This is a genomic window from Microbacterium sp. CFBP9023, from assembly GCF_034045055.1.
Lineage (GTDB): Bacteria > Actinomycetota > Actinomycetes > Actinomycetales > Microbacteriaceae > Microbacterium.
In genome coordinates this window covers 334747-355796 of record NZ_JAXCWI010000001.1, presented here as the reverse complement: position 1 = coordinate 355796, position 21050 = coordinate 334747, and the positions used below count along the sequence as shown (strand labels likewise).

At 66.9% G+C, this 21050-nt stretch carries 23 protein-coding genes, 1 tRNA gene and 1 other RNA gene; 9 read left to right on the top strand and 16 right to left on the bottom strand.

The window, feature by feature from the left end:
- Genes SOM10_RS01685 through SOM10_RS01675 form a run of 3 tightly spaced genes read right to left on the bottom strand, consistent with a single transcriptional unit; the run spans position 1 to position 2652 of the window.
- Entirely contained in the window at positions 1-1203 is a 1203-nt protein-coding gene (locus SOM10_RS01685) for an acetyl-CoA C-acetyltransferase (RefSeq protein ID WP_320488092.1), read from the bottom strand.
- A gap of 23 nt (positions 1204-1226) precedes the next feature.
- A complete protein-coding gene (locus SOM10_RS01680; protein ID WP_320488090.1) occupies positions 1227-1877 on the bottom strand; it encodes a CoA transferase subunit B in 651 nt (216 codons plus the stop codon).
- 1 nt (position 1878) lies between these two features.
- Positions 1879-2652 carry a CoA transferase subunit A gene (locus tag SOM10_RS01675; RefSeq protein ID WP_056279039.1) on the bottom strand — a complete coding sequence of 258 codons (774 nt, stop codon included), beginning with the start codon at positions 2650-2652 and terminating at the stop codon, positions 1879-1881.
- Positions 2653-2758: 106 nt separating this feature from the next.
- On the opposite strand from SOM10_RS01675, the gene SOM10_RS01670 reads away from it, so the two are divergent.
- Genes SOM10_RS01670 through SOM10_RS01660 form a run of 3 tightly spaced genes read left to right on the top strand, consistent with a single transcriptional unit; the run spans position 2759 to position 5244 of the window.
- Positions 2759-3544 carry an IclR family transcriptional regulator gene (locus SOM10_RS01670; RefSeq protein WP_320488087.1) on the top strand — a complete coding sequence of 262 codons (786 nt, stop codon included), beginning with the start codon at positions 2759-2761 and terminating at the stop codon, positions 3542-3544.
- A gap of 39 nt (positions 3545-3583) precedes the next feature.
- On the top strand, positions 3584-4021 hold the full coding sequence (locus tag SOM10_RS01665) for a MarR family winged helix-turn-helix transcriptional regulator (RefSeq protein ID WP_056278629.1): 438 nt from the start codon (positions 3584-3586) through the stop codon (positions 4019-4021).
- The gene (locus SOM10_RS01660) at positions 4018-5244 is read left to right on the top strand and encodes an MFS transporter (RefSeq protein ID WP_320488084.1); all 1227 of its coding nucleotides are present in this window, start codon (positions 4018-4020) and stop codon (positions 5242-5244) included. Before SOM10_RS01665 ends, SOM10_RS01660 begins: the two co-directional genes overlap by 4 nt.
- A gap of 99 nt (positions 5245-5343) precedes the next feature.
- On the opposite strand, the gene SOM10_RS01655 is transcribed toward SOM10_RS01660, so the two are convergent.
- Both SOM10_RS01655 and SOM10_RS01650 read right to left on the bottom strand, forming a co-directional pair.
- Positions 5344-5754 (bottom strand): protease inhibitor I42 family protein, encoded by a 411-nt coding sequence (locus SOM10_RS01655; RefSeq protein WP_320488083.1) that lies wholly within the window; start codon positions 5752-5754, stop codon positions 5344-5346.
- Positions 5755-5864: 110 nt separating this feature from the next.
- Positions 5865-5937, bottom strand: a tRNA-Lys gene (locus SOM10_RS01650).
- 145 nt (positions 5938-6082) lie between these two features.
- Here SOM10_RS01650 and hisN point away from each other — a divergent pair.
- Together hisN and SOM10_RS01640 are read left to right on the top strand one after the other, a co-directional pair.
- A complete protein-coding gene (gene hisN, locus SOM10_RS01645; protein WP_053095850.1) occupies positions 6083-6880 on the top strand; it encodes a histidinol-phosphatase in 798 nt (265 codons plus the stop codon).
- Positions 6881-6901: 21 nt separating this feature from the next.
- A complete protein-coding gene (locus tag SOM10_RS01640) occupies positions 6902-7465 on the top strand; it encodes a hypothetical protein (RefSeq protein WP_320488081.1) in 564 nt (187 codons plus the stop codon).
- A gap of 3 nt (positions 7466-7468) precedes the next feature.
- On the opposite strand, the gene SOM10_RS01635 is transcribed toward SOM10_RS01640, so the two are convergent.
- Entirely contained in the window at positions 7469-7783 is a 315-nt protein-coding gene (locus SOM10_RS01635; RefSeq protein ID WP_285362958.1) for a hypothetical protein, read from the bottom strand.
- 88 nt (positions 7784-7871) lie between these two features.
- On the opposite strand from SOM10_RS01635, the gene SOM10_RS01630 reads away from it, so the two are divergent.
- Complete coding sequence (locus SOM10_RS01630; RefSeq protein ID WP_320488079.1) at positions 7872-8726, top strand: transposase; 855 nt, start codon at positions 7872-7874, stop codon at positions 8724-8726.
- A gap of 125 nt (positions 8727-8851) precedes the next feature.
- Positions 8852-10216 carry a GmrSD restriction endonuclease domain-containing protein gene (locus tag SOM10_RS01625; RefSeq protein WP_320488078.1) on the top strand — a complete coding sequence of 455 codons (1365 nt, stop codon included), beginning with the start codon at positions 8852-8854 and terminating at the stop codon, positions 10214-10216.
- A 103-nt stretch (positions 10217-10319) separates the two neighbouring features.
- Here SOM10_RS01625 and ssrA read toward each other — a convergent pair.
- Positions 10320-10689: a transfer-messenger RNA gene (gene ssrA, locus SOM10_RS01620) on the bottom strand.
- A 131-nt stretch (positions 10690-10820) separates the two neighbouring features.
- Here ssrA and SOM10_RS01615 point away from each other — a divergent pair.
- On the top strand, positions 10821-11492 hold the full coding sequence (locus tag SOM10_RS01615; protein ID WP_320488077.1) for an SIMPL domain-containing protein: 672 nt from the start codon (positions 10821-10823) through the stop codon (positions 11490-11492).
- A gap of 24 nt (positions 11493-11516) precedes the next feature.
- Here SOM10_RS01615 and hflX read toward each other — a convergent pair whose 3' ends face one another.
- Positions 11517-12851, bottom strand: coding sequence for a GTPase HflX (gene hflX / locus SOM10_RS01610; RefSeq protein ID WP_372983662.1), 1335 nt, complete (start codon positions 12849-12851; stop codon positions 11517-11519).
- Between the two features lie 245 nt (positions 12852-13096).
- Between hflX and SOM10_RS01605 the strand changes: the two genes are divergently transcribed.
- Entirely contained in the window at positions 13097-13738 is a 642-nt protein-coding gene (locus tag SOM10_RS01605) for a class I SAM-dependent methyltransferase (RefSeq protein ID WP_053095844.1), read from the top strand.
- Between the two features lie 18 nt (positions 13739-13756).
- Here SOM10_RS01605 and SOM10_RS01600 read toward each other — a convergent pair whose 3' ends face one another.
- The 8 genes from SOM10_RS01600 to recA form a co-directional block, all read right to left on the bottom strand.
- On the bottom strand, positions 13757-14407 hold the full coding sequence (locus tag SOM10_RS01600; protein WP_320488076.1) for an HAD family hydrolase: 651 nt from the start codon (positions 14405-14407) through the stop codon (positions 13757-13759).
- Entirely contained in the window at positions 14407-15279 is an 873-nt protein-coding gene (gene dapF / locus SOM10_RS01595) for a diaminopimelate epimerase (RefSeq protein WP_053095842.1), read from the bottom strand. The genes SOM10_RS01600 and dapF overlap by 1 nt, the downstream gene beginning before the upstream one ends.
- Before the next feature lie 22 nt (positions 15280-15301).
- The gene (locus tag SOM10_RS01590; protein ID WP_320488074.1) at positions 15302-15778 is read right to left on the bottom strand and encodes a GNAT family acetyltransferase; all 477 of its coding nucleotides are present in this window, start codon (positions 15776-15778) and stop codon (positions 15302-15304) included.
- Positions 15771-16298, bottom strand: a complete 528-nt coding sequence (locus SOM10_RS01585; RefSeq protein WP_056278524.1) for a dihydrofolate reductase family protein — start codon at positions 16296-16298, stop codon at positions 15771-15773. Before SOM10_RS01585 ends, SOM10_RS01590 begins: the two co-directional genes overlap by 8 nt.
- A 58-nt stretch (positions 16299-16356) precedes the next feature.
- Entirely contained in the window at positions 16357-17295 is a 939-nt protein-coding gene (gene miaA, locus SOM10_RS01580; protein WP_320488073.1) for a tRNA (adenosine(37)-N6)-dimethylallyltransferase MiaA, read from the bottom strand.
- 32 nt (positions 17296-17327) lie between these two features.
- Entirely contained in the window at positions 17328-18875 is a 1548-nt protein-coding gene (miaB, locus tag SOM10_RS01575; protein WP_053095838.1) for a tRNA (N6-isopentenyl adenosine(37)-C2)-methylthiotransferase MiaB, read from the bottom strand.
- Between the two features lie 86 nt (positions 18876-18961).
- Entirely contained in the window at positions 18962-19534 is a 573-nt protein-coding gene (locus SOM10_RS01570; protein ID WP_320488072.1) for a regulatory protein RecX, read from the bottom strand.
- Positions 19535-19840: 306 nt separating this feature from the next.
- Positions 19841-20884, bottom strand: coding sequence for a recombinase RecA (recA, locus tag SOM10_RS01565; protein WP_053095836.1), 1044 nt, complete (start codon positions 20882-20884; stop codon positions 19841-19843).
- Between the last annotated feature and the right edge of the window lie 166 nt (positions 20885-21050).

The window sequence follows — 21050 nt, the reverse complement described above, 5'->3', positions numbered from 1 at the left end:
TCAGCGAGTGAGGATCAGCGCCTCGCCCTGACCGCCTCCTCCGCACAGCCCCACAGCCGCGACACCGCTTCCTCTGCGAGCGAGTTCGTGTGCCATGTGGACGACCAGACGTGTGCCTGACGCGCCGATCGGATGACCGATCGCGATGCCGCCGCCGTGGACGTTCACGATGTCGCTGGAGAGCCCGAGCTCGAGCTGCGATCGGGCGACGACCGCTCCGAAGGCCTCGTTGATCTCGACGACATCGAGGTCTGCGGCTGTGATGCCCTGCTTCTCGCACGCGCGTTCGATGGCCCGCGCGGGCTGCGCCTGCAGCGAGTTGTCCGGCCCTGCGGTCTGCCCGCTGGCGCCGACGGTGACGAGCACCGGCCAGCCTCTGGTCGCCGCCGTGGCGCGGGTCGTCACGACGACCGCCGACGCTCCGTCGGAGATCTGAGACGAATTGCCGGCCGTGATCGAGCCGCCCTCGGCGAACGCCGCCCGAAGGCCCGCGAGAGACTCGACGGTCGTGTCGGGCCTGATGCCCTCATCGGCGGTGACGAGCGTCGGCTCCCCCCGCCGCTGGGGAACGGCGACGGACACGATCTCATCGTCGAAGACGCCGGCGGCCTGAGCCGCCGAAGCGCGCTGATGCGACAGCGCCGCCACCTGATCCTGAGCCCCGCGCGTCAGCTCGTAGCGGGCGTTGTGGTGCTCGGTGGACGCGCCCATGCTCTCTTTGTCGTACGCGTCGGTGAGGCCGTCGTGGGCCATGTGATCGAGCACCTCCACGCTGCCGTACGTCCATCCGTCCCGCGACCCCATGAGCAGGTGCGGAGCCCTGGTCATGGATTCCATGCCCGCCGCGACGACGACCGCCGCGTCTCCCGTCCGGATCATCCGAGCCGCGTCGATGATCGCCGTGAGACCTGAGAGGCACACCTTGTTCACGGAATGGGCGGGAACGTCCCAGCCGATACCGGCTCCGATCGCCGCCTGTCTCGCTGCGTTCTGTCCCGAGCCGGCCGCGAGGACCTGGCCTATGATCACGGCGTCCACGTCCGAGGGATCGATGGACCCCTGTTCCAGGGCACCTCGGATCGCGAATGTGCCGAGCTCCGGCGCGCTGAAGCTCGCCAGCTGTCCCTTGAGGCGGCCCTGGGGAGTGCGTGCCGCGGCGACGATCACGACGTCCGCGTCGCTCGAGTGGTCTGGGGCGTTCATCTCCGCCTCTCCGTTCTGTGCGTTCATCGGTCGTGCAGTTCTTCGGGGACCGTGAGTGTCGGCTCCGTCGCCGCCACGACCTGCTCCACCGTCACGCCCGGTGCGAGCTCGACGAGCGAGAGACCGTCCGGTCTCACGTCGATCACCGCCAGGTCGGTGATGATGCGATCGACGACCCCGCGGCCTGTGAGTGGAAGCGAGCAGTCGTGCACGATCTTCGCCGATCCGTCCTTCGCGGTGTGTTCCATCAGCACGATGACGCGCGCGGCACCATGCACGAGATCCATCGCGCCGCCGGGTCCCTTCACCATCTTGCCCGGGATCATCCAGTTCGCGAGGTCTCCGGTGGCGGACACCTGCATGGCGCCGAGGATCGCCGCGTCGATCTTGCCGCCTCTGATCATGCCGAAACTCGTCGCGGAGTCGAAGTACGCGGCACCGGCCAGCACCGTGACGGTCTCTTTGCCGGCGTTGATCAGGTCCGGATCCACCGCGCCCTCGTGCGGGTACGGTCCGACGCCGAGGATGCCGTTCTCGGATTGCAGCACGACGGTCACGCCGTCAGGCACGTGGTTCGGCACGAGCGTGGGCAGCCCGATGCCGAGGTTGACATAGGAGCCGTCCCGCAGCTCTGCGGCAGCGCGAGCGGCCATCTCATCGCGTGTGAGCGCCATGTCAGACTCCTTCCGGCGTGACGGTTCGACGTTCGATCCGCTTCGGGATGTCGGTGCCGACCTCGACGACGCGGTGCACGAAGACACCCGGCAGATGGACGCGGTCCGGATCCAGCTCCCCCGGTTCGACGAGCTGCTCCACCTGCGCGATGCAGATTCGTCCGGCCATCCCCGCGAGGGGGTTGAAGTTGCGCGCCGCCTTGTTGAAGATCAGATTCCCGTGCCTGTCCCCCGCCAGCGCATGCACCAGCGCGAAATCGGTGGTGATGGCCTCTTCGAGCACATACTCACGCGGCCCTGCCGCGGTGTCGAAGGTACGAACATCCTTCGCCGGAGACGCCACCGCGATGCTGCCGTCGGGGTTGTAGCGTCGCGGGAGCCCACCCTCGGCGACCTGCGTGCCGACGCCGGTCTGGGTGAAGAATGCGGCGATTCCAGACCCTCCCGCCCTGAGCTTCTCGGCGAGGGTTCCCTGCGGTGTCAGCTCGAGCTCGAGTTCGCCGGAGAGGAACTGCCGTTCGAACTCCTTGTTCTCCCCGACGTAGGACGAGGTCATCTTGCGGATCCGGCGAGCGGCGAGCAGGATGCCGAGTCCCCAGTCGTCCACTCCGCAGTTGTTGCTGACGATGCTGAGCCCGCTCGTTCCCCGGGCGAGCAGCGCGTCGATGAGCGCAGTCGGGTTCCCGGAGAGCCCGAATCCTCCGACGGCGAGAGACGCACCGTCCTCGATGTCTGCGACCGCTTCTTCGGCGCTCGCCCACTGTTTGTCGATCACGCATGCTCCTTCGAATGACGCTCGTTCCTTCAGCATCCGCTCTCCGGCATCCTCGAGGGAAGAACACTCTTGCGATGTGGACACATCAACGAATAGCGTCCACATTATGGAACCCTCCGCCTCGATTCCCGGAACGCAGGCGATCGCGCGCGCCGCGAAGCTCTTGAGGCTCGTGACCTCCAGCGGCCACGACGGTGCGTCGCTCCAGGAGCTGTCCGCGTCCGCCGGGTTGTCCCGCTCGACCGCGCATCGCCTGCTCTCCGCACTTCGCGCCGAGGGTCTGGTCGACCGCGACGAGTCCTCCACTCGCTGGATGCCCGGGCCGGAGCTCTATCTCATGGGATCCGTCGCAGCAGCCCGTTACGACGTGACTGCCCTGGGGCGTGATATCGTCCGCTCGCTCGCGGTCAAGACCGAGGAGAGCGCCTTCCTCTCGGTGCGCCGTGCCGATGAGACGGTGTGCCTCGTCCGCGAGGAGGGCTCCTTCCCGATCCGGTCATTCGTGCTGAGCGAGGGCGTGCGGTTTCCGCTCGGCGTGGCAAGCGCCGGACTCGCCATTCTGGCGTTCCTCCCTGACCACGATGTGGACGCCTATCTGGAACGTCATCCGGAGCTCGAGACCAACTGGGGCAGATCTCACGGTGCCGCACCCCTGCGAACACGGCTGGCCGAGACGAAGGAGAGAGGCTATGCGGTGAATCCGGGGCTGATCGTGGAGGGCAGCTGGGGTCTCGGCGCGGCGGTCTTCGATCGCTCGGGTCGACCGGAATGGGCCTTGAGCCTGACCGGCGTGGGATTCCGCTTCGGCCCTGATCGGATCGGCGAGCTGGGCAGGACGCTCCTCGCCCATGCGCACCAGCTCTCGGCTCGGATCGCGGGGGCTCGGCGCTGACCCCGACTTATACATACCAGTGGTTATATACTTTCTGGTATGAATCGTCAGGATGTCATCCCCTCGCTCGTGCTCTCCGGGTATGCGCTCGGCCGGATCGCCGCACAGGACGCCGGCAATGATGCGCCTGCCGCGCAGTGGCGGGTGCTGAGTCTGCTCGAGCAGTCCGGGCCCAAGCGGGTCGGAGAGCTCGCGGCAGCCGCACGCACGACCCAGCCCGGGATGACCCGGCTCATCGGGAATCTCGAGCGCGAGGGATTGGTCCTTCGCTCCCCCGTCGCCGAGGACTCTCGCGCGACAGCCGTCGCCATCACCGCGGCCGGGTCCCACGCGCTGCAGTCATGGCGCGAAGAGTTCCGTGACACGCTCGCCCCTCGCTTCGCCGACCTCGACGGCGACGAATGGAGCATCCTGACGCGCGCCGCCGAGATCCTCGCGGCGCACACCACCACCGACTCGACAGGAGCAGCAGCGTGAACACCCCCGCCACCTCAGTGTGGAAGCAACCAGCCCAGGTCTGGGCCGTCGCCTTCGCGTGCGTCGTCGCATTCATGGGCATCGGACTCGTGGATCCCATCCTCCCCGCGATCGCGGAATCCCTGCAGGCGACCCCGTTCGAGACGGAGCTCCTGTTCACGAGCTATCTCGCGGTCACCGGTCTCGCGATGCTCGTGACCAGCTGGATCTCGAGCCGCATCGGCGCCAAGAAGACGCTTCTGATCGGGCTGGCGCTCATCGTGGTGTTCGCCCTGCTCTGCGCGCTCAGCGGCAGCGTCGACGCGGTCATCGGCTTCCGCGCAGGATGGGGTCTGGGCAACGCGCTGTTCATCTCCACCGCTCTCGCGACGATCGTGGGCGCGGCGTCGGGGGGCAGCTCAGCTGCGATCGTCCTCTACGAGGCAGCCCTCGGGCTCGGTATCGCCATCGGTCCGCTTCTGGGCGGCCTGCTGGGCGAGCAGAGCTGGCGCGCCCCGTTCTTCGGAGTGGTGGTGCTCATGGCGATCGCCTTCCTCGCCGTGCTCGTGCTTCTGCGCGGACCCGAGGACAAGCGCGCGCCCATCCCGTTCTCGGCACCCTTCAGGGCCCTGGGTCGTCCTGCGCTCGCGATTCTCGCGATCGCGGCCTTCTTCTACAACATCGGCTTCTTCATCCTGCTCGCGTTCTCGCCGTTCCCTCTGGGCTTCGGGGCCATGGGGATCGGCTTCACGTTCTTCGGCTGGGGCCTCGCCCTCGCCATCACGAGCGTCTGGGTGGCTCCCCTGCTCATGCGCCGGATGTCCCGCACGAGCGTGATCCTCACCGTCCTGCCGCTTCTCGCCGTGGATCTGATCATCGCCGGCCTGCTGGTCGAATCCGCCACCGCGCTGGTCGTGTGCATCGTCATCGGCGGACTGCTGCTGGGTGTGATGAACACCGTGCTCACCGAAGCGGTGATGGAGGCCACGGACCTGCCCCGCTCGGTCGCATCGTCGGCGTACTCGTCTGTGAGGTTCCTCGGCGGAGCCATCGCGCCGCCCCTCGCAGCGGCTCTCTGGCACGCGTTCAACGCGACGATCCCGTATCTGGTCGCCGCTCTCGCCGTGCTCATCGCAGCGGCGACGATCTTCTTCGGCAGGAAGATCCTCGCCCACATCGACGACGAGCCTGACGATGCCACGATCGAGGACGCTCAGGCCATCCTGCTCGGCGACGCCGGGTGACACGCCAGCCTGCTGCGTTCGATGCCGTGGGGCGATGAGCGAGCTCTCAGAGCGCAGCAGGCCCACCGGCGGCGCTGTCATCGCAGTCGCCTGATCGACCTACTTGACGGTGACCGTGATCTCCGCGGTCTTCTGGTCGTCGAGGTCCTCGGGAACGGCGCCGCGGAATCGGTACTCGAACTGGATCACGGTGGTTCCCTCACCCACGGGCGCGAAGCGGTAGGTGAGCGCGCTCGGCGCTCCGGTCTCACCCTCCTCGCCCAGGTACCGCGACCGCTCGTCGCCGGGTCCGAGAACCGCCGGATCGGGCTCCCGCGTCAGCACCCACTCCTCACCGACGGTGGGATTGATGTCACCGAAGTCGACCACGAGCGCCTCGTCGGGGCCCAGCGTCACCGAGGAGGCCGTATAGGCGATGCTCGTCTCGAGCCCAGCCGAGCATGCGGTGAGCGGAAGACTGCAGACGGCCACGATCGCACCGACTGCGAGTCTCCTCACCCGTGCGCGCATCGCCACCCCTTAGCGTTTGCATCAAACTAGCGCACGGAATGCGATGTCGGCGGCATCACCGCGACGCAGAAAAGCCCCGATGACTGGCGAGAGTCATCGAGGCTGATCCGTGCACCCCCTCGGACTTGAACCGAGAACCCACTGATTAAGAGTCAGTTGCTCTGCCGATTGAGCTAGAGGTGCGTGGCGCGGTATTCCCCGGCCGAGGAATTACATTACCAGCCGATCGCCGCGGTGCGAAATCGAGTCGGGTCCCACGTGTCCGCCGCGCGTGTCGCCCCGTGTCACGAGCCCTCGGGTCCCCGGGCGGGGCGGTTATCCTGGAGATGTGACCGCCTCCCCCCGCGTCGACGACTTCTCTCGCGACCTCGCACTCGCCCTTCGACTCGCCGACGCCGCAGATGCGCAGTCGCTCCCCCGGTTCGACAGCTCCGACCTGGAGATCTCGACCAAAGCGGACAATTCTCATGTCACCGATGCGGACCTCGCCACCGAGCGGGCGATCCGCGCCATCCTGTCGATCGAACGGCCCGATGACGGCATCTTCGGCGAGGAGTTCGGCGCTGAGGGCAGCACCCATCGGCAGTGGATCATCGATCCCATCGACGGCACCGCGAACTTCCTCCGCGGAGTGCCGCTGTGGGGCACGATGATCGCCCTCGCGGTCGACGGCGTACCGCAGGTCGGAGTGGTCAGCATGCCCGCGATCGGACGCCGCTGGTGGGCGGCGTCAGGGTCAGGGGCATGGACGGCGACGGATGCCGAACCGCGCCGCGTCTCGGCATCCTCCGTGTCGTCTCTCGATGACGCGAGCGTGAGCTTCCAGAGCATCACCCAATGGGCTGAGTCCGGTCACCTCGACCAACTGCTGAAGCTGGCCGACCGGGTATGGCGCGACCGCGCCTACGGAGACATCTACGCCTACATGCTCCTGGCCGAGGGGCGGATCGACATGGTCGCGGAATTCGGCGTCAAGGAGTACGACGTCGCGGCCGCAGTCCCGATCGTGCGCGAGGCGGGCGGTCGGATGACCGGTTTCGACGGCGCAGAGACGATCTCCGACCTTTCGGCGCTGGCCACCAACGGCATCCTCCACGACGCGTTCCTCGCACTTCTGCACGACTGACCCCTGATGAAGGCACGCGCGATGAACCGCTTCACCTCCGCCGCACTCGGTGCGCTCCTGCTCACCGTCGCGCTCGTCTCCTGCGCAGCGACGCCCGAGGGAGCGCCGTCGCCCACCCCCGACTCGCCGAAGCCCTCCCCCACGGCGACTGCGGAGCCGGCAGCCACTCCCACACCCTCCCCGGCGGTGGAGCCAGCCTGCGACACGATCGTCTCGGCCGGAACCGTGCAGGCACTCACCGATCAGGGCTGGACCTTCGAGGAGAAGGAGTTCGTGGTGGGTGGCGTGACGCTCGCCGACGGGCTCCTCTGCTTCTGGGCCGACTACAGCGTCGCCTCAGATCACGGTCAGCTCTACGGGTGGTCGACGATCAGCGCTGAAGACGCCACTGCTGCACAGACCTCCCTCCTCGGAGAAGGCTGGACCCGCGAGGACGGGCCCGACGGCATCTACATCACCGAGAACCCGCAGTTCGCGATGGGCACCGACGAAGACGGCTACGGCATGACGTATCTGTTCGGCGACGGCTGGGTGAAGTTCGCGGACACGCGCCAGGGCCTCATCCTGATCGAGTGGGCCGGCTGACGCTCACTCGACCGGAGAATCGATCACCTCGTCGACGAGGAGGATGCCGCCTGTCGAGTTCACCGACTGCATCAGATCGTCGATCCACCGCGGGTTCAGCTGAGGCTGCTCCGGCTCGTCGAAGGTGAAGCGCAGCGGGATGGACGGATGGATCCAGATGGTGGATCGCCCGCCGGGCTCTCCCTCGGGATGACGCCATGACAGGGTGAAGCTCTCCTGACGGCGGAGCTTGGTCGCGATGACGATCTTCAGATGCGCGAGTGCTCGATCCTCGATGTGGATCGGAACGTCCGACGCGCCATAGAACAGCGTTGCCATGCGAACCAGAATACTGGCACAGGTGGCTCGGAACGCGCATCTGACGTGGCAGGGAGGAGCTCATCCTGCGCGGTGTATCGTCGCACGCATGGACTCCCCGCTCGCTGACATCGCAGTGGAGCTGTACACGGGGTCACCTGCAGAGTTCGTGAGCGCACGCAACGCGCGCGCCGCCGAGGCCGACGACGCGGGCCTCGCCGCGCAGATTCGCGATCTGAAGAAGCCGTCGGTCGCCGCCTGGGTGGTCAACGTCTTCGCACACGAGCGCGCCGCGCAACTCGGAGAAGCGCTTCAACTCGCCGAAGAGCTCCGCGAAGCTCAGGCGGACCTGGATGCTCGCGCGCTCGCGCAGCTCGGTCGCAACCGCCGCGCCCTCACGAGCCGACTCGCGGCAGATGCCGCTGCGCTCGCTGAAGCGCGCGGACAGCGCGTCACGGCTTCGACGAGAGAGGCGGTTCAGCAGACCATCAGCGCGGCCTTCTTCGATCCGACTGCGGCCGCCGCCGTCGCCTCGGCGAGGCTCGTGCGCGAGCTGGAACCGGCCGGCACGTTCGCCGACATCGCCGACACCCTCGTGGGTGGAGGCGCACCCGCACCGCCCGCGATCTCGCCCACACCCGTCGACGAGGTGCGGTCACGCAGAGAGCGACGGGACGCGGAACGGGCCGTCAGAGAAGCCCAGAAGGCTCACGACACGGCGGCACGCGAAGCGGCGACGGCCGACCGAGCACTCCGCGATGCTGCGGTGAGGATCGAAGCCCTCACACGTCGTGAGCGTGAACTCGAAGCTGACCTGGCGAAGGTCCGACATGAAACGAAGCGCGCGCGAGAAGACGCCGAGGAGGCGAAGGCCGAACAGGAATCGCTCGCGCAGCGAGTGCGGGAGTCGGAAGAGCATCTCCGCACCGCAGAGGACGCTCTCGACCGGCTCACCACCGGCTGACCACCGACGCGGGAGGACGTGTCAGCGGACGCACGCGCCGTCGAACGACCTCGACAGCGTACCGGTATTCTGTGTGTATCCTGAGCGCGAGGCTCCACGGCGGAGCCGATTTCACAGGGAGTGGCATGCGCAATCGGTTCCTGAGTGCCATTCTCGTCGCGACCGCGGTCGTCGCAGGCTCGCTCACTCCGTCAGCGGCGGTGGCAGCGCCTCCGCCATCGACGGAAAGGGTACCCGTCGGCACGCTCCTCGATCAGCTGCGTGTCGAGGCTCCGTCCACCGTGAAGTACGACCGCGACCTCTTCTTCGAAGGCGCGGATCTCGACGGGGACGGATGCCGCACCCGTCAGGAGGTGCTGCTCGAGGAGTCCGACATTCCGACGACCGTCACCGGCGCGTGCACCGTCACTGGAGGTCAGTGGTTCTCCTACTACGACAACGTCACGCACATCGACCCCGCCGCGATCGAGATGGATCACCTTGTCGCGCTCAAGGAAGCGTGGGCGTCCGGCGCGTGGGCCTGGACCGACGCGCAACGACAGAGCTACTCCAACGACCTCGACGACCAGCGCACCCTGACCATGGTCACCGCCGCCGTGAACACCGCGAAGGCCGACAAGGATCCTGCATCCTGGTTGCCTCCATACCGGCCGATGCGGTGCACCTATGTGTCCGAGTGGGTCGCGGTGAAGTGGCGGTGGAACCTGTCCGTCGACCCCGTCGAGAAGAGCGCCATCCAGACGCTCCTCCGAGAATGCGGCCCCCAGTGGGACGCCTGGATGCCGGCGACGCCCGCCGTCGGACGGCCCTCCGCGCCGCCGATGCCAGACCCCGTCGGCGTGTACCGGTTCTGGAGCCCCGTCTACCAGGGGCACTTCTTCACCACTGACCCGACGGAGCGCGATCAGATCATCGCCCGTTGGCCGAACGTCTGGACCTACGAGGGGCAGCGGTACACCGCGTTCACGACTCAGGTCGCCGGAACCATCCCGCTCTACAGGTTCTGGAGCAGCACGTACTCGGGACATTTCTACACCGCAGACCCCGCCGAGCGCGCGGCTGTCATCGCCAAGTGGCCGAACATCTGGAAAGACGAAGGGATCGCGTACTACGTCTACCCGGCCGACTCCACGCAGGCCGGCACCGTTCCCGTCGCGCGGTTCTGGTCGAACTCCGCGGCTCATCACTTCTACACCGCGGACGCGGCCGAACGAGATGCAGTCCTCGCCAAGTGGTGGCGGGTGTGGATCTACGAAGGCGACAACTTCCGAGTACCGTCCTCAGGCATCCCCGTCCCTCAGCCGCCTCAGCAACCTCAACCGCCTCAGCAACCGGGGAACCCCGGGGACACGCGGAATTGCACGGACTTCGCGAACTACGCTGCAGCGAAGGAATGGTTCGACCGGTTCTACCCCTACTACGGCGACGTCGCAAAGCTCGACTTCGACAACGACGGCATCCCCTGCGAGACCCTGCCTGGCGCGCCGTAGGCCGAGCCTGAGCCGCGTCGATTCCCGATCACGCACACAAAAGACCCGCCTCCCTTCGTGATCTTCACCAGGGAGGCGGGCCTTCTTGCTTGTGACAGCGACGTGGTGGAGCTGGGGGGAATCGAACCCCCGTCCAACGCTGAGTCTCCACGCCTTCTCCGGGCGCAGTCTGTGAAAACGTTCTGCTCGGCTCCGACCTTTGTCACAGACACCTAAGTCGACGAGCCCAGCCTGGGAAGAGTCCCACGTGACGTCCAGACGCCATCACGCAGCAAGATTCCTAAATGACGCCAGGATCCGTATCGGAATCACATACGGCCTGACGGACTATCGGGCTCGCTTATGCAGCGAGGGCGAAGTCGTTGCGCTTGGTTTCGGCAACTATTTTTTTGCAGAGAGCGTTTACGAGATAACTCTGCATCCTCGGCCCGCTTCTCGTGGATTCACAGGCGCTGTCGAAACCGATCAGCCCCGTGGTCCTTCTCTCGAAGGAGCCGCTGTCACTCTGTGTACTTATCATCCCGGGAACCGGAGTCCCCGAGCCTCACAGACTACAACGTTCGCGAGGCCTTCGCCATTCCATGCCCTGGCGTAGAGTCACGACATGAGCGAAGTCACCGTCACCGTCCGCGGCGATCACGAGGCGCGAGTTGCGCCCGAGCGCGCCACCATCCACGTCAGTGTCCGCGCAGACGGCGCCGACCGCGCAGGAGTGGTGGATAGCGTGATGCATCTCACCGAGCCGGTGCGCGAGAGCATCACCGCGCGGCTGGACACGGGCATCGTCGTCGACTGGTCCAGCAAGCGGTTGTCCGTGCGCGCCGAGCGTCCGTGGAACTCGGAGGGCACGCAGCTCGCGCCCGTTCACTACGCCGGCGTGGATCTGACTGCGACGTTCGCCGAAGCCTCGGCGCTCTCGCTCTGGGTGTCCGAGGTCTCGGCATGGGACGGTGTCGAGGTCGGCTGGGTCGACTGGCACCTCACCGCCGAGACGAGGTCCCGGGTCGAACGGGAGGTCGCGGCGCAGGCCGTCGGAGCGGCCGTGACGCGCGCGCAGGCATACGCCACAGCGCTCGGACTCGGTTCCGTCGTTCCCGTCGAGATCGCCGATGTCGGGCTGATCGCCCCCGCACCCGTTCAGCCGCTCGCGGGCATGCCCAAGATGCGCGGGGCGATGATGCAGGAGTCCCAGGACGTGGGCGGGCCGTCAATGGACTACGAACCCGACGAGATCGTCATCTCCGCAACGGTCGAGGCGCGATTCGTCGCGCGCTGAACCGCGCCCCGCACCGCAAAGCGGTCAGGCGTCGATCGCGAACGGCGCCAGATCGGCGGCGAGTCGCTCCGACACACGCGCGTGCACGACTGTGCCCTGCTCGCTGTGGTCCACCGCCAGCAGCATCCCGGTCTCGTGGATCGCCGCGACCAGATCACCCCTGTCATAGGGAACGACCGCGTGCACCTCCACGGCCGGCTTCGGAAGCGCCTCTTCGATCGCCGCTCGAAGCTCTTCGATGCCCTCGCCCGACCGGGATGAGACGAAATGCGCCGTGGGCTCGAGGCCTCGCAGCACGAGACGCTCGTCGTCGTCGATCAGATCGGCCTTGTTGAACACCACGAGCTCGGGCATATCACGCACACCGACGTCGCCCATGACGTCCCGCACGGTCTGCAGTTGACCGGCGGGGTCGGGGTGAGATCCGTCAACGACGTGCAGCACGACGTCGGCGTCGCCGACCTCTTCCAACGTGGATCGGAAAGCCTCGACGAGCTGGTGCGGAAGGTTGCGGACGAAGCCGACGGTGTCCGTCAGCGTGTACACACGCCCGTCCGACGTCTCCGAGCGGCGGACCGTCGCATCCAGCGTCGCGAACAGTGCGTTCTCCACGAGCACCCCTGCGCTCGTGAGAGCGTTGAGGAGGCTCGACTTGCCGGCGTTGGTGTATCCGGCGATGGCCACGGAAGGAATCGTGTTGCGCTTGCGCTCGGCGCGCTTGGCCTCTCGCGCCGGGCCGAAGTCGCGGATCTGCCGGCGAAGGAGCGCCATCTTGGTGCGGATTCGGCGACGGTCGAGCTCGATCTTCGTCTCACCGGGGCCACGGGAGCCCATTCCGGCACCACCGGCACCGACCTGGCCACCCGCCTGACGGCTCATCGAGTCACCCCAGCCGCGCAGGCGCGGCAGGAGGTACTCGAGCTGCGCGAGTTCGACCTGGGCTTTGCCCTCACGGCTCTTGGCGTGCTGGCTGAAGATGTCGAGGATGACGGTGGTGCGGTCGATGACCTTGACCTTGACCACGTCCTCGAGAGCTCGTCGCTGGCTGGGGGCGAGTTCCGTGTCGGCGATCACGGTGTCCGCGCCCGTGGCCGCCACGATGTCCTTCAGCTCCTGCGCCTTGCCGCGCCCGATGTAGGTCGCGGCGTCCGGGTGCGGTCGCCTCTGCAGAACGCCATCGAGGACGACGGCTCCTGCGGTCTCCGCGAGGGCTGCGAGTTCGCGGAGCGAGTTCTCCGCGTCCTCCTGAGCGCCCTGCGGATACACGCCGACCAGCACCACGTTCTCGAGCCGGAGCTGGCGGTACTCGACCTCCGTGACGTCTTCGAGTTCTGTGGAGAGACCGCCGACGCGCCGCAGCGCATGACGATCCTCGAGGTCCCACTGGTCGCCGTCCGAGAACGCGTGTGACGCGGTGGACTGGTCCTGCAGCGCCTGAGCGGCGCCGAAGACTCGTGCCTCCGTCCGCTTCTCCGCATTCGCGAGAACGCGATCGACTGCTTCGTCACCTGTGGAGTGTGTGCTGGTCTCCGTCATCCGTCCCTTATCTCTGGGTTTTGTTGCGAGCCTTAACCTTAGCCCGCGCTGTCCGCTACGCTCACGGTATGGGGTCCGACCATTACTTCACCGCGGCCCCGGCAAGCCCCGAGAACCTGCGATCGATCCGTGTGACGCTCGCAGGCCGAGAGCTGGACGTCACCACTGCTGGCGGCGTCTTCAGCCCGGATCGGCTGGATGCCGGTACTGCCGTCCTTCTCGCAAACACGCCTCCGGTTCCGCCGGGAGGCCATCTTCTCGACCTCGGAAGCGGGTGGGGACCGGTCACGCTGTCGATGGCATTGGCCGCGCCCCATGCGACCGTGTGGGCGGTCGATGTGAACGAGCGGGCTCTGGATCTCGTGCGTCGCAACGCCGCGGCTCATGGTCTCAAGAATGTCAACGCCTCACTGCCCGAGGATGTTCCCGCTGACGTGACTTTCCGCTCGATCCGCTCGAATCCTCCGATCCGCGTCGGCAAGAACGAGCTTCACGGCCTGCTCGAGAAGTGGATCCCCCGCCTCGACGAGCGCAGCGACGCGTGGCTCGTCGTGCAGCGCAACCTCGGCGCGGATTCGCTGCAACGGTGGATCGGCTCGACGTTCCATCCTGGTTTCAGCGTGCACCGCACCGCGACCTCCAAGGGCTATCGCATCCTCAAGGTGCGCAAGCACGGCACCCCACCCACCGAGCCGATCGCTCTCGTCTGACGTCTCGCCGCAGCGACATCAGCGACCGAGAAGGTCGGGAAGGTCGCGCATGTCGGCGAACACGACGGCTCCTTCCTGTTCGAGCCACTCGGCTGGGGTGAGCCCGCCGGCGTAGCCGTATACCCGCATCCCGGCGGCTCGAGCGGCGCGGACGCCGAACCGGCTGTCCTCGACGACCGCGCAGTGTTCGGGGTGCACCCCGAGCCGATCTGCGGCGTGCAGAAAGAGATCCGGGGCGGGCTTACCGACGACCACGTCGTCCACGCTGAAGATCCGTCCCTCGAATCGCGGAAGGAGACCGGTCATCCCGAGCGTTCTCCGGATCTTCGCATGGGTACCGCTCGAAGCCACGCACGTGGCCGTCACGATCTCGTCGAGTGCGCGCTCGACGCCGTCCACCGCGATCAGCTCAGCGAAGGCAGCGACGTACCACGGCTGATAGGTCGCCTCCCAGTCGTCGGGAAGCGGGCTCCCGAGGAACGACTCGATCGCGGAGCGGAAGTAGGCGGCAGAACGTCCGACGAACCGGTGCACGATCTCGTCCGAGGACAGTTCCCACCCGAGATCGGCGAGTACCCGCCGGTCCACCTCGATCGAGAGCCGCTCGCTGTCGACGAGGACTCCGTCGCAGTCGAAGATGACCAGATCGATCGGACCGGTCGCGCCCATCAGATCAGGTCGACCTCGCCGCTGAACACAAGCTGCGCGGGGCCGGACAGCGCGACGTGCTCGCCGTCCTCCGCGGGGAACATGCGCACGCCGAGCGTGCCACCCGGCACCTCGACCCGCCAGTTGTCGGGCGCCTTCGCACCTGCCCAGTAGCGCACCGCCAGAGCTGTGGCCGCCACACCCGTGCCACAGCTGAGGGTCTCCCCCACACCGCGCTCGGAGACGCGCATCGAGACGTGCCCGATCCCGTCCCGCACAAGCGGCTCACCCGGGACGACGAACTCGACGTTCGCACCCGCGGGCGGGGTGGGTTCGAGCACCGGAGCACGGTGGAGTTCGAGTGAGGCGAGTTCCGCCTCGGATGCGAGGGCGACCACCACATGAGGATTCCCGACGTCGATGCCCAGCCCCGGGCGCGTGACGGGGAGCCCGTCCGCCGTGACAAGAGGGTCGTCGCCGGAGAGCTTCCACAGGCCGAGATCCACCTGATATCCCGTCTCACTGCGGGTCACGTCGCGCACGCCCGCTCGGGTTCCGATCGGGAGCGTCGAGCCGGGCTGGATCGTGGCGAGCCCGGAACGCACGAGATAGTGCGCGAAGACGCGGATGCCGTTGCCGCACATCTCGGCGATCGATCCGTCGGCGTTGCGGTAGTCCATGAACCATTCAGCTGCCGGCTCCTCAGCGAGTGACGCCCGCCCGTCCACGATCGCTGCAGAGCGCACGACACGAAGGATGCCGTCGGCTCCGATGCCGCGGTGCCGGTCACAGAGCACTGCGACCTGTTCCGAGCTGAGTTCCAGTGAGCCGTCGGGGTCGGCGATGATCACGAAATCGTTGCCCGTACCGTGCCCTTTGGTGAATGCGACCATTCGTCCAGTCTAGAGATCTCGGCTAGGCGTCGACGATCAGGCGTCTGCCCGTGTTCGACACGGAGAATCGTTCGTAGCCCAGGTCGTCGTAGAAACCGAGGACGCCTTCGTTCCCCTCCCTGACCATGAGCTGCACCTTCGGGCAGCCCATGGCGACGAGAAGCCGTTCGGCCTCGCGCACGAGTGCTCTCGCGATCCCTCGTTGGCGGTGCGACTTGGCGGTCGCCAGGTAGTAGAGCCAGCCGCGGTGTCCGTCGTAGCCGGCCATGACCGTCCCGAGGATCGGTGCCGAGCTCGATTCGTGCTCGGTGCTCTCGACGACCAGAAACAGCTCCGGCTGCACCGTGAGCTTGCGCTCGATGTCGAGCCGCGGATCGTTCCACGGGCGCGTGAGCCCGACCTCGTCCCAGAGCGCGACAACCGCCTCGGTGTCCGCCCGATCGAACGCCCGGACCGGCCAGCTCTCGACTGCGCGCCGAGGAGCTGACGCCTCAGCCACGGCGCACGCGGTAACGCCCGCACATGAAGTTGCGGTTGCGAGCCACCTCGAGAAGCTCGAGGTCCAGCATCCGCGGCAACAGGGGCGCCCCGGATCCGAGAGTGACCGGCGCGTACTGCACCCACACCTCATCGAGAAGACCCGCATCCGCGAACTGCCCGGCCAGGTCTCCGCCGCCGACGACCCACAGATCCTTGCCGCCGGCGGCAGTGACCATCTCGGAGTGAACGGCGGTCACATCGCCCTGCGCCTTGCGGACGTCGGCGCCGACGGGAATCTCGAGCTCCCTGTGCGTGAACACCCAGGTCGGCTGCTCGTAGCCCCAGCGCCCTTCTTCGTGCTGCATGACCCAGTTGTAGGTCGATGCCCCCATGGCCAGCGCCCCGATCGTCTTCTCGAACGCCCCATAGGACATCGGTCCTTCGGCGTCGATGTCCTGCTTGAGGAGCCAATCGAGGGAGTGCTGGTCAGTCGCGATGAAACCGTCGAGGCTGCTCGCCGTGTAGAAGTGGGTGGCCATGGATCCACCTTCTCATCGGTCACCGACATCGCGCGATGGCGGTGAGGGAGATGTCGACTCAGGACTCGACGAGTGCCGTCGCGTCGACCGGGGGTTCGTGCCAGGTGAGACCCGGATACCGCTTGAACCAGGACACCTGACGTCGGGCATACCGACGCGTGAGGGCCTGCGTCTCGGCGATCGCCTCGTCTTGACTGAGCCGCCCGTCGATCTGCCCCAGAGCCTGGGAGTAGCCGATGGCACGCTGCGCAGTGACGCCATCCTCGAGCCCTTGCCGCCGGAGCCCCGCCACCTCGTCGACGAGGCCTGCACGCCACATCTGTTCGACCCGTGCGTCGAGCCGTTCGACGAGGACGCTGCGCTCGACATGGAGACCGATCAGTCGGGTGTCCGCCTGCCAGAGCGACGGCTGTTTCGGCAGAGCGGCACCGTGCGTGGCGCTGCCCTGCTCGAGCACCTCGAGGGCGCGGATCACGCGTCTCCCGTTGTGCGGGTCGACGCGCGCCGCCGTGGCGGGGTCGAGCGCTCTCAGCCGGTCGAGCATCGCCCCCGCACCCTCGTCCTCGAGCTCGCGTTCGAGCCGAGCGCGGATGACCGGATCGCGCGGCGGGAAGGCGAAGTCGAAGACGACGCTGGAGACGTAGAGTCCGGAGCCGCCGACGAGGATCGCGTCAGCACCACGGCGCTGGATATCGATGATCACGGAGCGCGCAAGAGGCTGATACCAGGCGACCGCCGCTTCCTCGTCGACCTCGCGCACGTCGAAGAGGTGGTGCGGAATACCGCGTCGGTCTGCGGCGGCGAGCTTCGCCGTGCCGATGTCCATTCCGCGGTAGAGCTGCATCGCATCGGCGTTCACGATCTCGGCTGCGTTGCCCCGCCGGCGCAGCGCCTCGGCGAGATCGAGCGCGAGATCGCTCTTGCCCGTCCCCGTCGCGCCGACGACTGCCCAGAGCCGCGGTGCATCGTGCGTGCCGCCCGGCTCCGTACCCGTCATCCCTTGGATACCGGCTTTGTCGCGAGCAGCGGTCACCTGCCGACGCGCAGCGTCGGCAGGCCGAGAGACACCGCCCGCGTGCCGTCGGGCGCCGCAGGCGCCGGCACGGCGCACGATTCCGCCTGGGCGCGATCCCACGCGTCCCCGCCGCGCGTGCGACGGATCTTGAGCGGGGAGCCCGTCGGGTCATCGGCGAGCAGGTGGAACGGAGCCGCATGGGTGATGGTCACCGAGACGACGTCACCGGGCCGGGGAACAGCCGACCCCGGGGTCACCTCGAAGTGCACGAGGCGGTTGTCCTCTCCCCGGCCGGTCAGCCTATGCGTCTCGGCGTCCTTCTTGCCCTCGCCTGTCGAGACGAGGACCTCGACCTCGCGGCCGATCTGCTTCTGGTTCTCTTCGAGCGAGATGCGCTCCTGCAGCGCGATGAGCCGGTTGTAGCGTTCCTGCACGACGGCCTTCGGAACCTGGTCTTCCATGGTCGCCGCCGGTGTGCCCTCGCGGATCGAGTACTGGAAGGTGAAGGCGCTCGAGAAGCGGGCCTGTTCGACCACCCGCATCGTGTCCTCGAAGTCCGCCTCGGTCTCACCGGGGAACCCGACGATGATGTCGGTGGTGATCGCGGCATGCGGAATGCGATCACGGACGCGGTCGAGGATTCCGAGGAACCGCTCACTGCGATAAGAACGACGCATGGACTTGAGGATGCGATCGCTGCCGGACTGCAGCGGCATGTGAAGCTGCGGCATCACAGTGGGAGTCTCAGCCATCGCGTCGATCACGTCGTCGGTGAACGCAGCCGGGTGAGGACTCGTGAAGCGAATGCGCTCGAGTCCGTCGATCTCGCCCGCCGCGCGCAGGAGCTTGCCGAAAGCCTGGCGATCGCCGAACTCCACGCCGTAGGAGTTGACGTTCTGTCCGAGCAGGGTGACCTCGATGGCACCGTCCTCCACGAGGAGGCGGATCTCGTTCAGGATGTCACCCGGACGGCGGTCCTTCTCCTTGCCGCGAAGACTCGGAACGATGCAGAAGGTGCACGTGTTGTTGCATCCGACCGAGATGGACACCCACCCGCTGTGCGCAGAGTCACGCTTGGTCGGGAGCGTCGAGGGAAACACCTCGAGCGACTCGAGGATCTCCAGCTCGGCGTCACCGTTGTGTCGCGCTCTCTCGAGCAGGCCGGGAAGCGACCCCATGTTGTGCGTGCCGAAGACCACATCGACCCATGGGGCCTTGTCGAGAACGGCTTGCTTGTCCATCTGGGCAAGACAGCCCCCGACGGCGATCTGCATGCCGTCCTTGCGGCGCTTCACCGAAGCGAGCTGACCGAGGGTCCCGTAGAGCTTGCCCGCGGCATTGTCGCGAACTGCGCACGTGTTGATGATCACGACATCGGCCTCGGCGCCGTCCGTGGCGCGGACGTATCCCGCACTTTCGAGCGAGCCCGAGAGACGTTCGGAATCGTGGACGTTCATCTGGCAGCCGAAGGTGCGGACCTCGTACGAACGCTGGCGCCCGTCACGGTCGATTGCGGCTGACGACGACGCGATGATCGTCGGTTCACTGCGCGGGATAGTCATGATCTCCCCATTGTACGAGCGGTTCCCCCTCGCTGCCGCTGCCGCTGACCGGCCGGCGCCGGGCGAGGTGCGCGCCCTCCCCGGTGTCAGTCCGAATCGACGAATCGGACCCGCGACGACGAGCCGGAAGATTCCTCGGCGAGGGCCGTCTTCGCAGCCGTCATCGCGATGGAACCGTTGTACCCGCGACGTGATAGCTGACCGACGAGGCGTCTCAGAGCAGTATCCGGCTCGAGGCGGGACATCGATCGTGCTTTCGAGCGAGCGTACTCGAGTGCACGCTCCGCGTCGTCGTCGGGAACGTCGCCCAATGCCGCGTCGATCACATCGCGGGGAATCCCCCGCTGCGAGAGCGCTCGCGACAGAGCGACCCGTCCCTGTCCTTTTCGCTCGATTCCCGACATCACGAGCTGATCGGCGAGAACCGCGTCATCGAGGTAGCCGCGGCGACAGAAGTCGTCGATCACGTCGTCGATCGATCCGGAGTCGAGCCGGACGCGGTTCTCTTCGTAGCCCTTGAGCACCATCCGCGCCTCGGACAAAGAGAGCGATCGAGCCCTCAGCTTGCGCACGAGAAGCTCCTCGGCGTCGACACGCAGCTTCGACGGATCGACTCCGCTCTCATCTGCTGAGTCTTCGTGCGGCTGCAGTGCACGCAATCGGGGAGCAGACCGAGCCGCAGCGCCACGAGCTGGATGCCGTTCGCTGGGCCCACGAGAGTCGACGAGTGGAGCTGGAGCCGAGTCGCCGGTGGATGCGACTCCTGCCGCCGTCGATTCCTCGTGGCCTGCGTCTTCCGCAGCGCGGGGGGTGCCTGCATCGGACCCGGCAGAGCTTCGATCGACCGGCTTCATCCGCGCGGAATCACGGCCGAACAGAGGGATGATGGGGGCGAGCTCCTGAGGCACGCCCCCGCCATCACTCATGGTTCGCTCCGGTTGCGCCACAACCGCGAACCATCACGATCATGCCGGGCGGCGCTCGGCGAGCTCGTCAGCAGGCGCCTCGGTGGCTCCTCCGATGCCGAGCTTCTGCTTGATCTGGGTCTCGATCGCCAGCGCGATGTCGGGGTTCTTGAGCAGGAACGTTCGCGCGTTCTCCTTGCCCTGTCCCAGCTGGTCACCGTCATAGGTGTACCAGGACCCGGACTTCTTGACGATGCCGTGCTCCACACCGAAGTCGATCAGGCTGCCCTCACGGGAGATGCCGACGCCGTAGAGGATGTCGAACTCAGCCTGCTTGAACGGCGGAGCCATCTTGTTCTTCACGACCTTGACCCTCGTACGGTTTCCGACTGCGTCGGTGCCGTCCTTCAGAGTCTCGATTCGGCGGATGTCCATTCGGACGGACGCGTAGAACTTCAGCGCCTTTCCACCCGCGGTGGTCTCCGGCGAGCCGAAGAAGACACCGATCTTCTCGCGCAGCTGGTTGATGAAGATCATCGTGGTGTTCGTCTGGTTGAGCCCACCGGTGAGCTTTCGCAGCGCCTGAGACATCAGACGAGCCTGCAGACCCACGTGGGAGTCACCCATCTCGCCCTCGATCTCGGCTCGAGGCACGAGCGCGGCCACGGAGTCGATGACGATCAGGTCGATTGCGCCGGAGCGGACGAGCATGTCCGCGATCTCGAGCGCCTGCTCACCCGTGTCGGGCTGCGAGACGAGAAGGGCGTCGATGTCGACACCGAGCTTCGCGGCATAGTCAGGGTCGAGCGCGTGCTCGGCGTCGATGAAGGCAGCGATTCCGCCGGCGCGCTGAGCGTTGGCGATCGCGTGGAGGGTGAGCGTCGTCTTACCCGACGACTCAGGACCGTAGATCTCGACGATTCGTCCACGCGGCAGTCCTCCGACGCCGAGGGCGACATCGAGAGCGATGGAACCGGTCGGAATGACGGCGACAGGCGCACGCTCGTCGCTGCCCAGTCTCATGACCGAGCCCTTTCCGAACTGACGATCGATCTGGGCGAGGGCGGTCTCGAGGGACTTCTCGCGGTCAGCGGGTGATGGCATGACGTGCTCCTTATGCTCGCGTGGTGCCGCCTGTAGGCTGTCGCGGTCCTCCCGGCTGGGCGGAACTCTCCGACAAGGCGTATGGCTCTTCGGCTTGTTCTTCACCGTAGGAGGAGCCTCCGACATTGCGTCGTCAGCACCGCGAAACAGGGAGAGAAACGTCTCT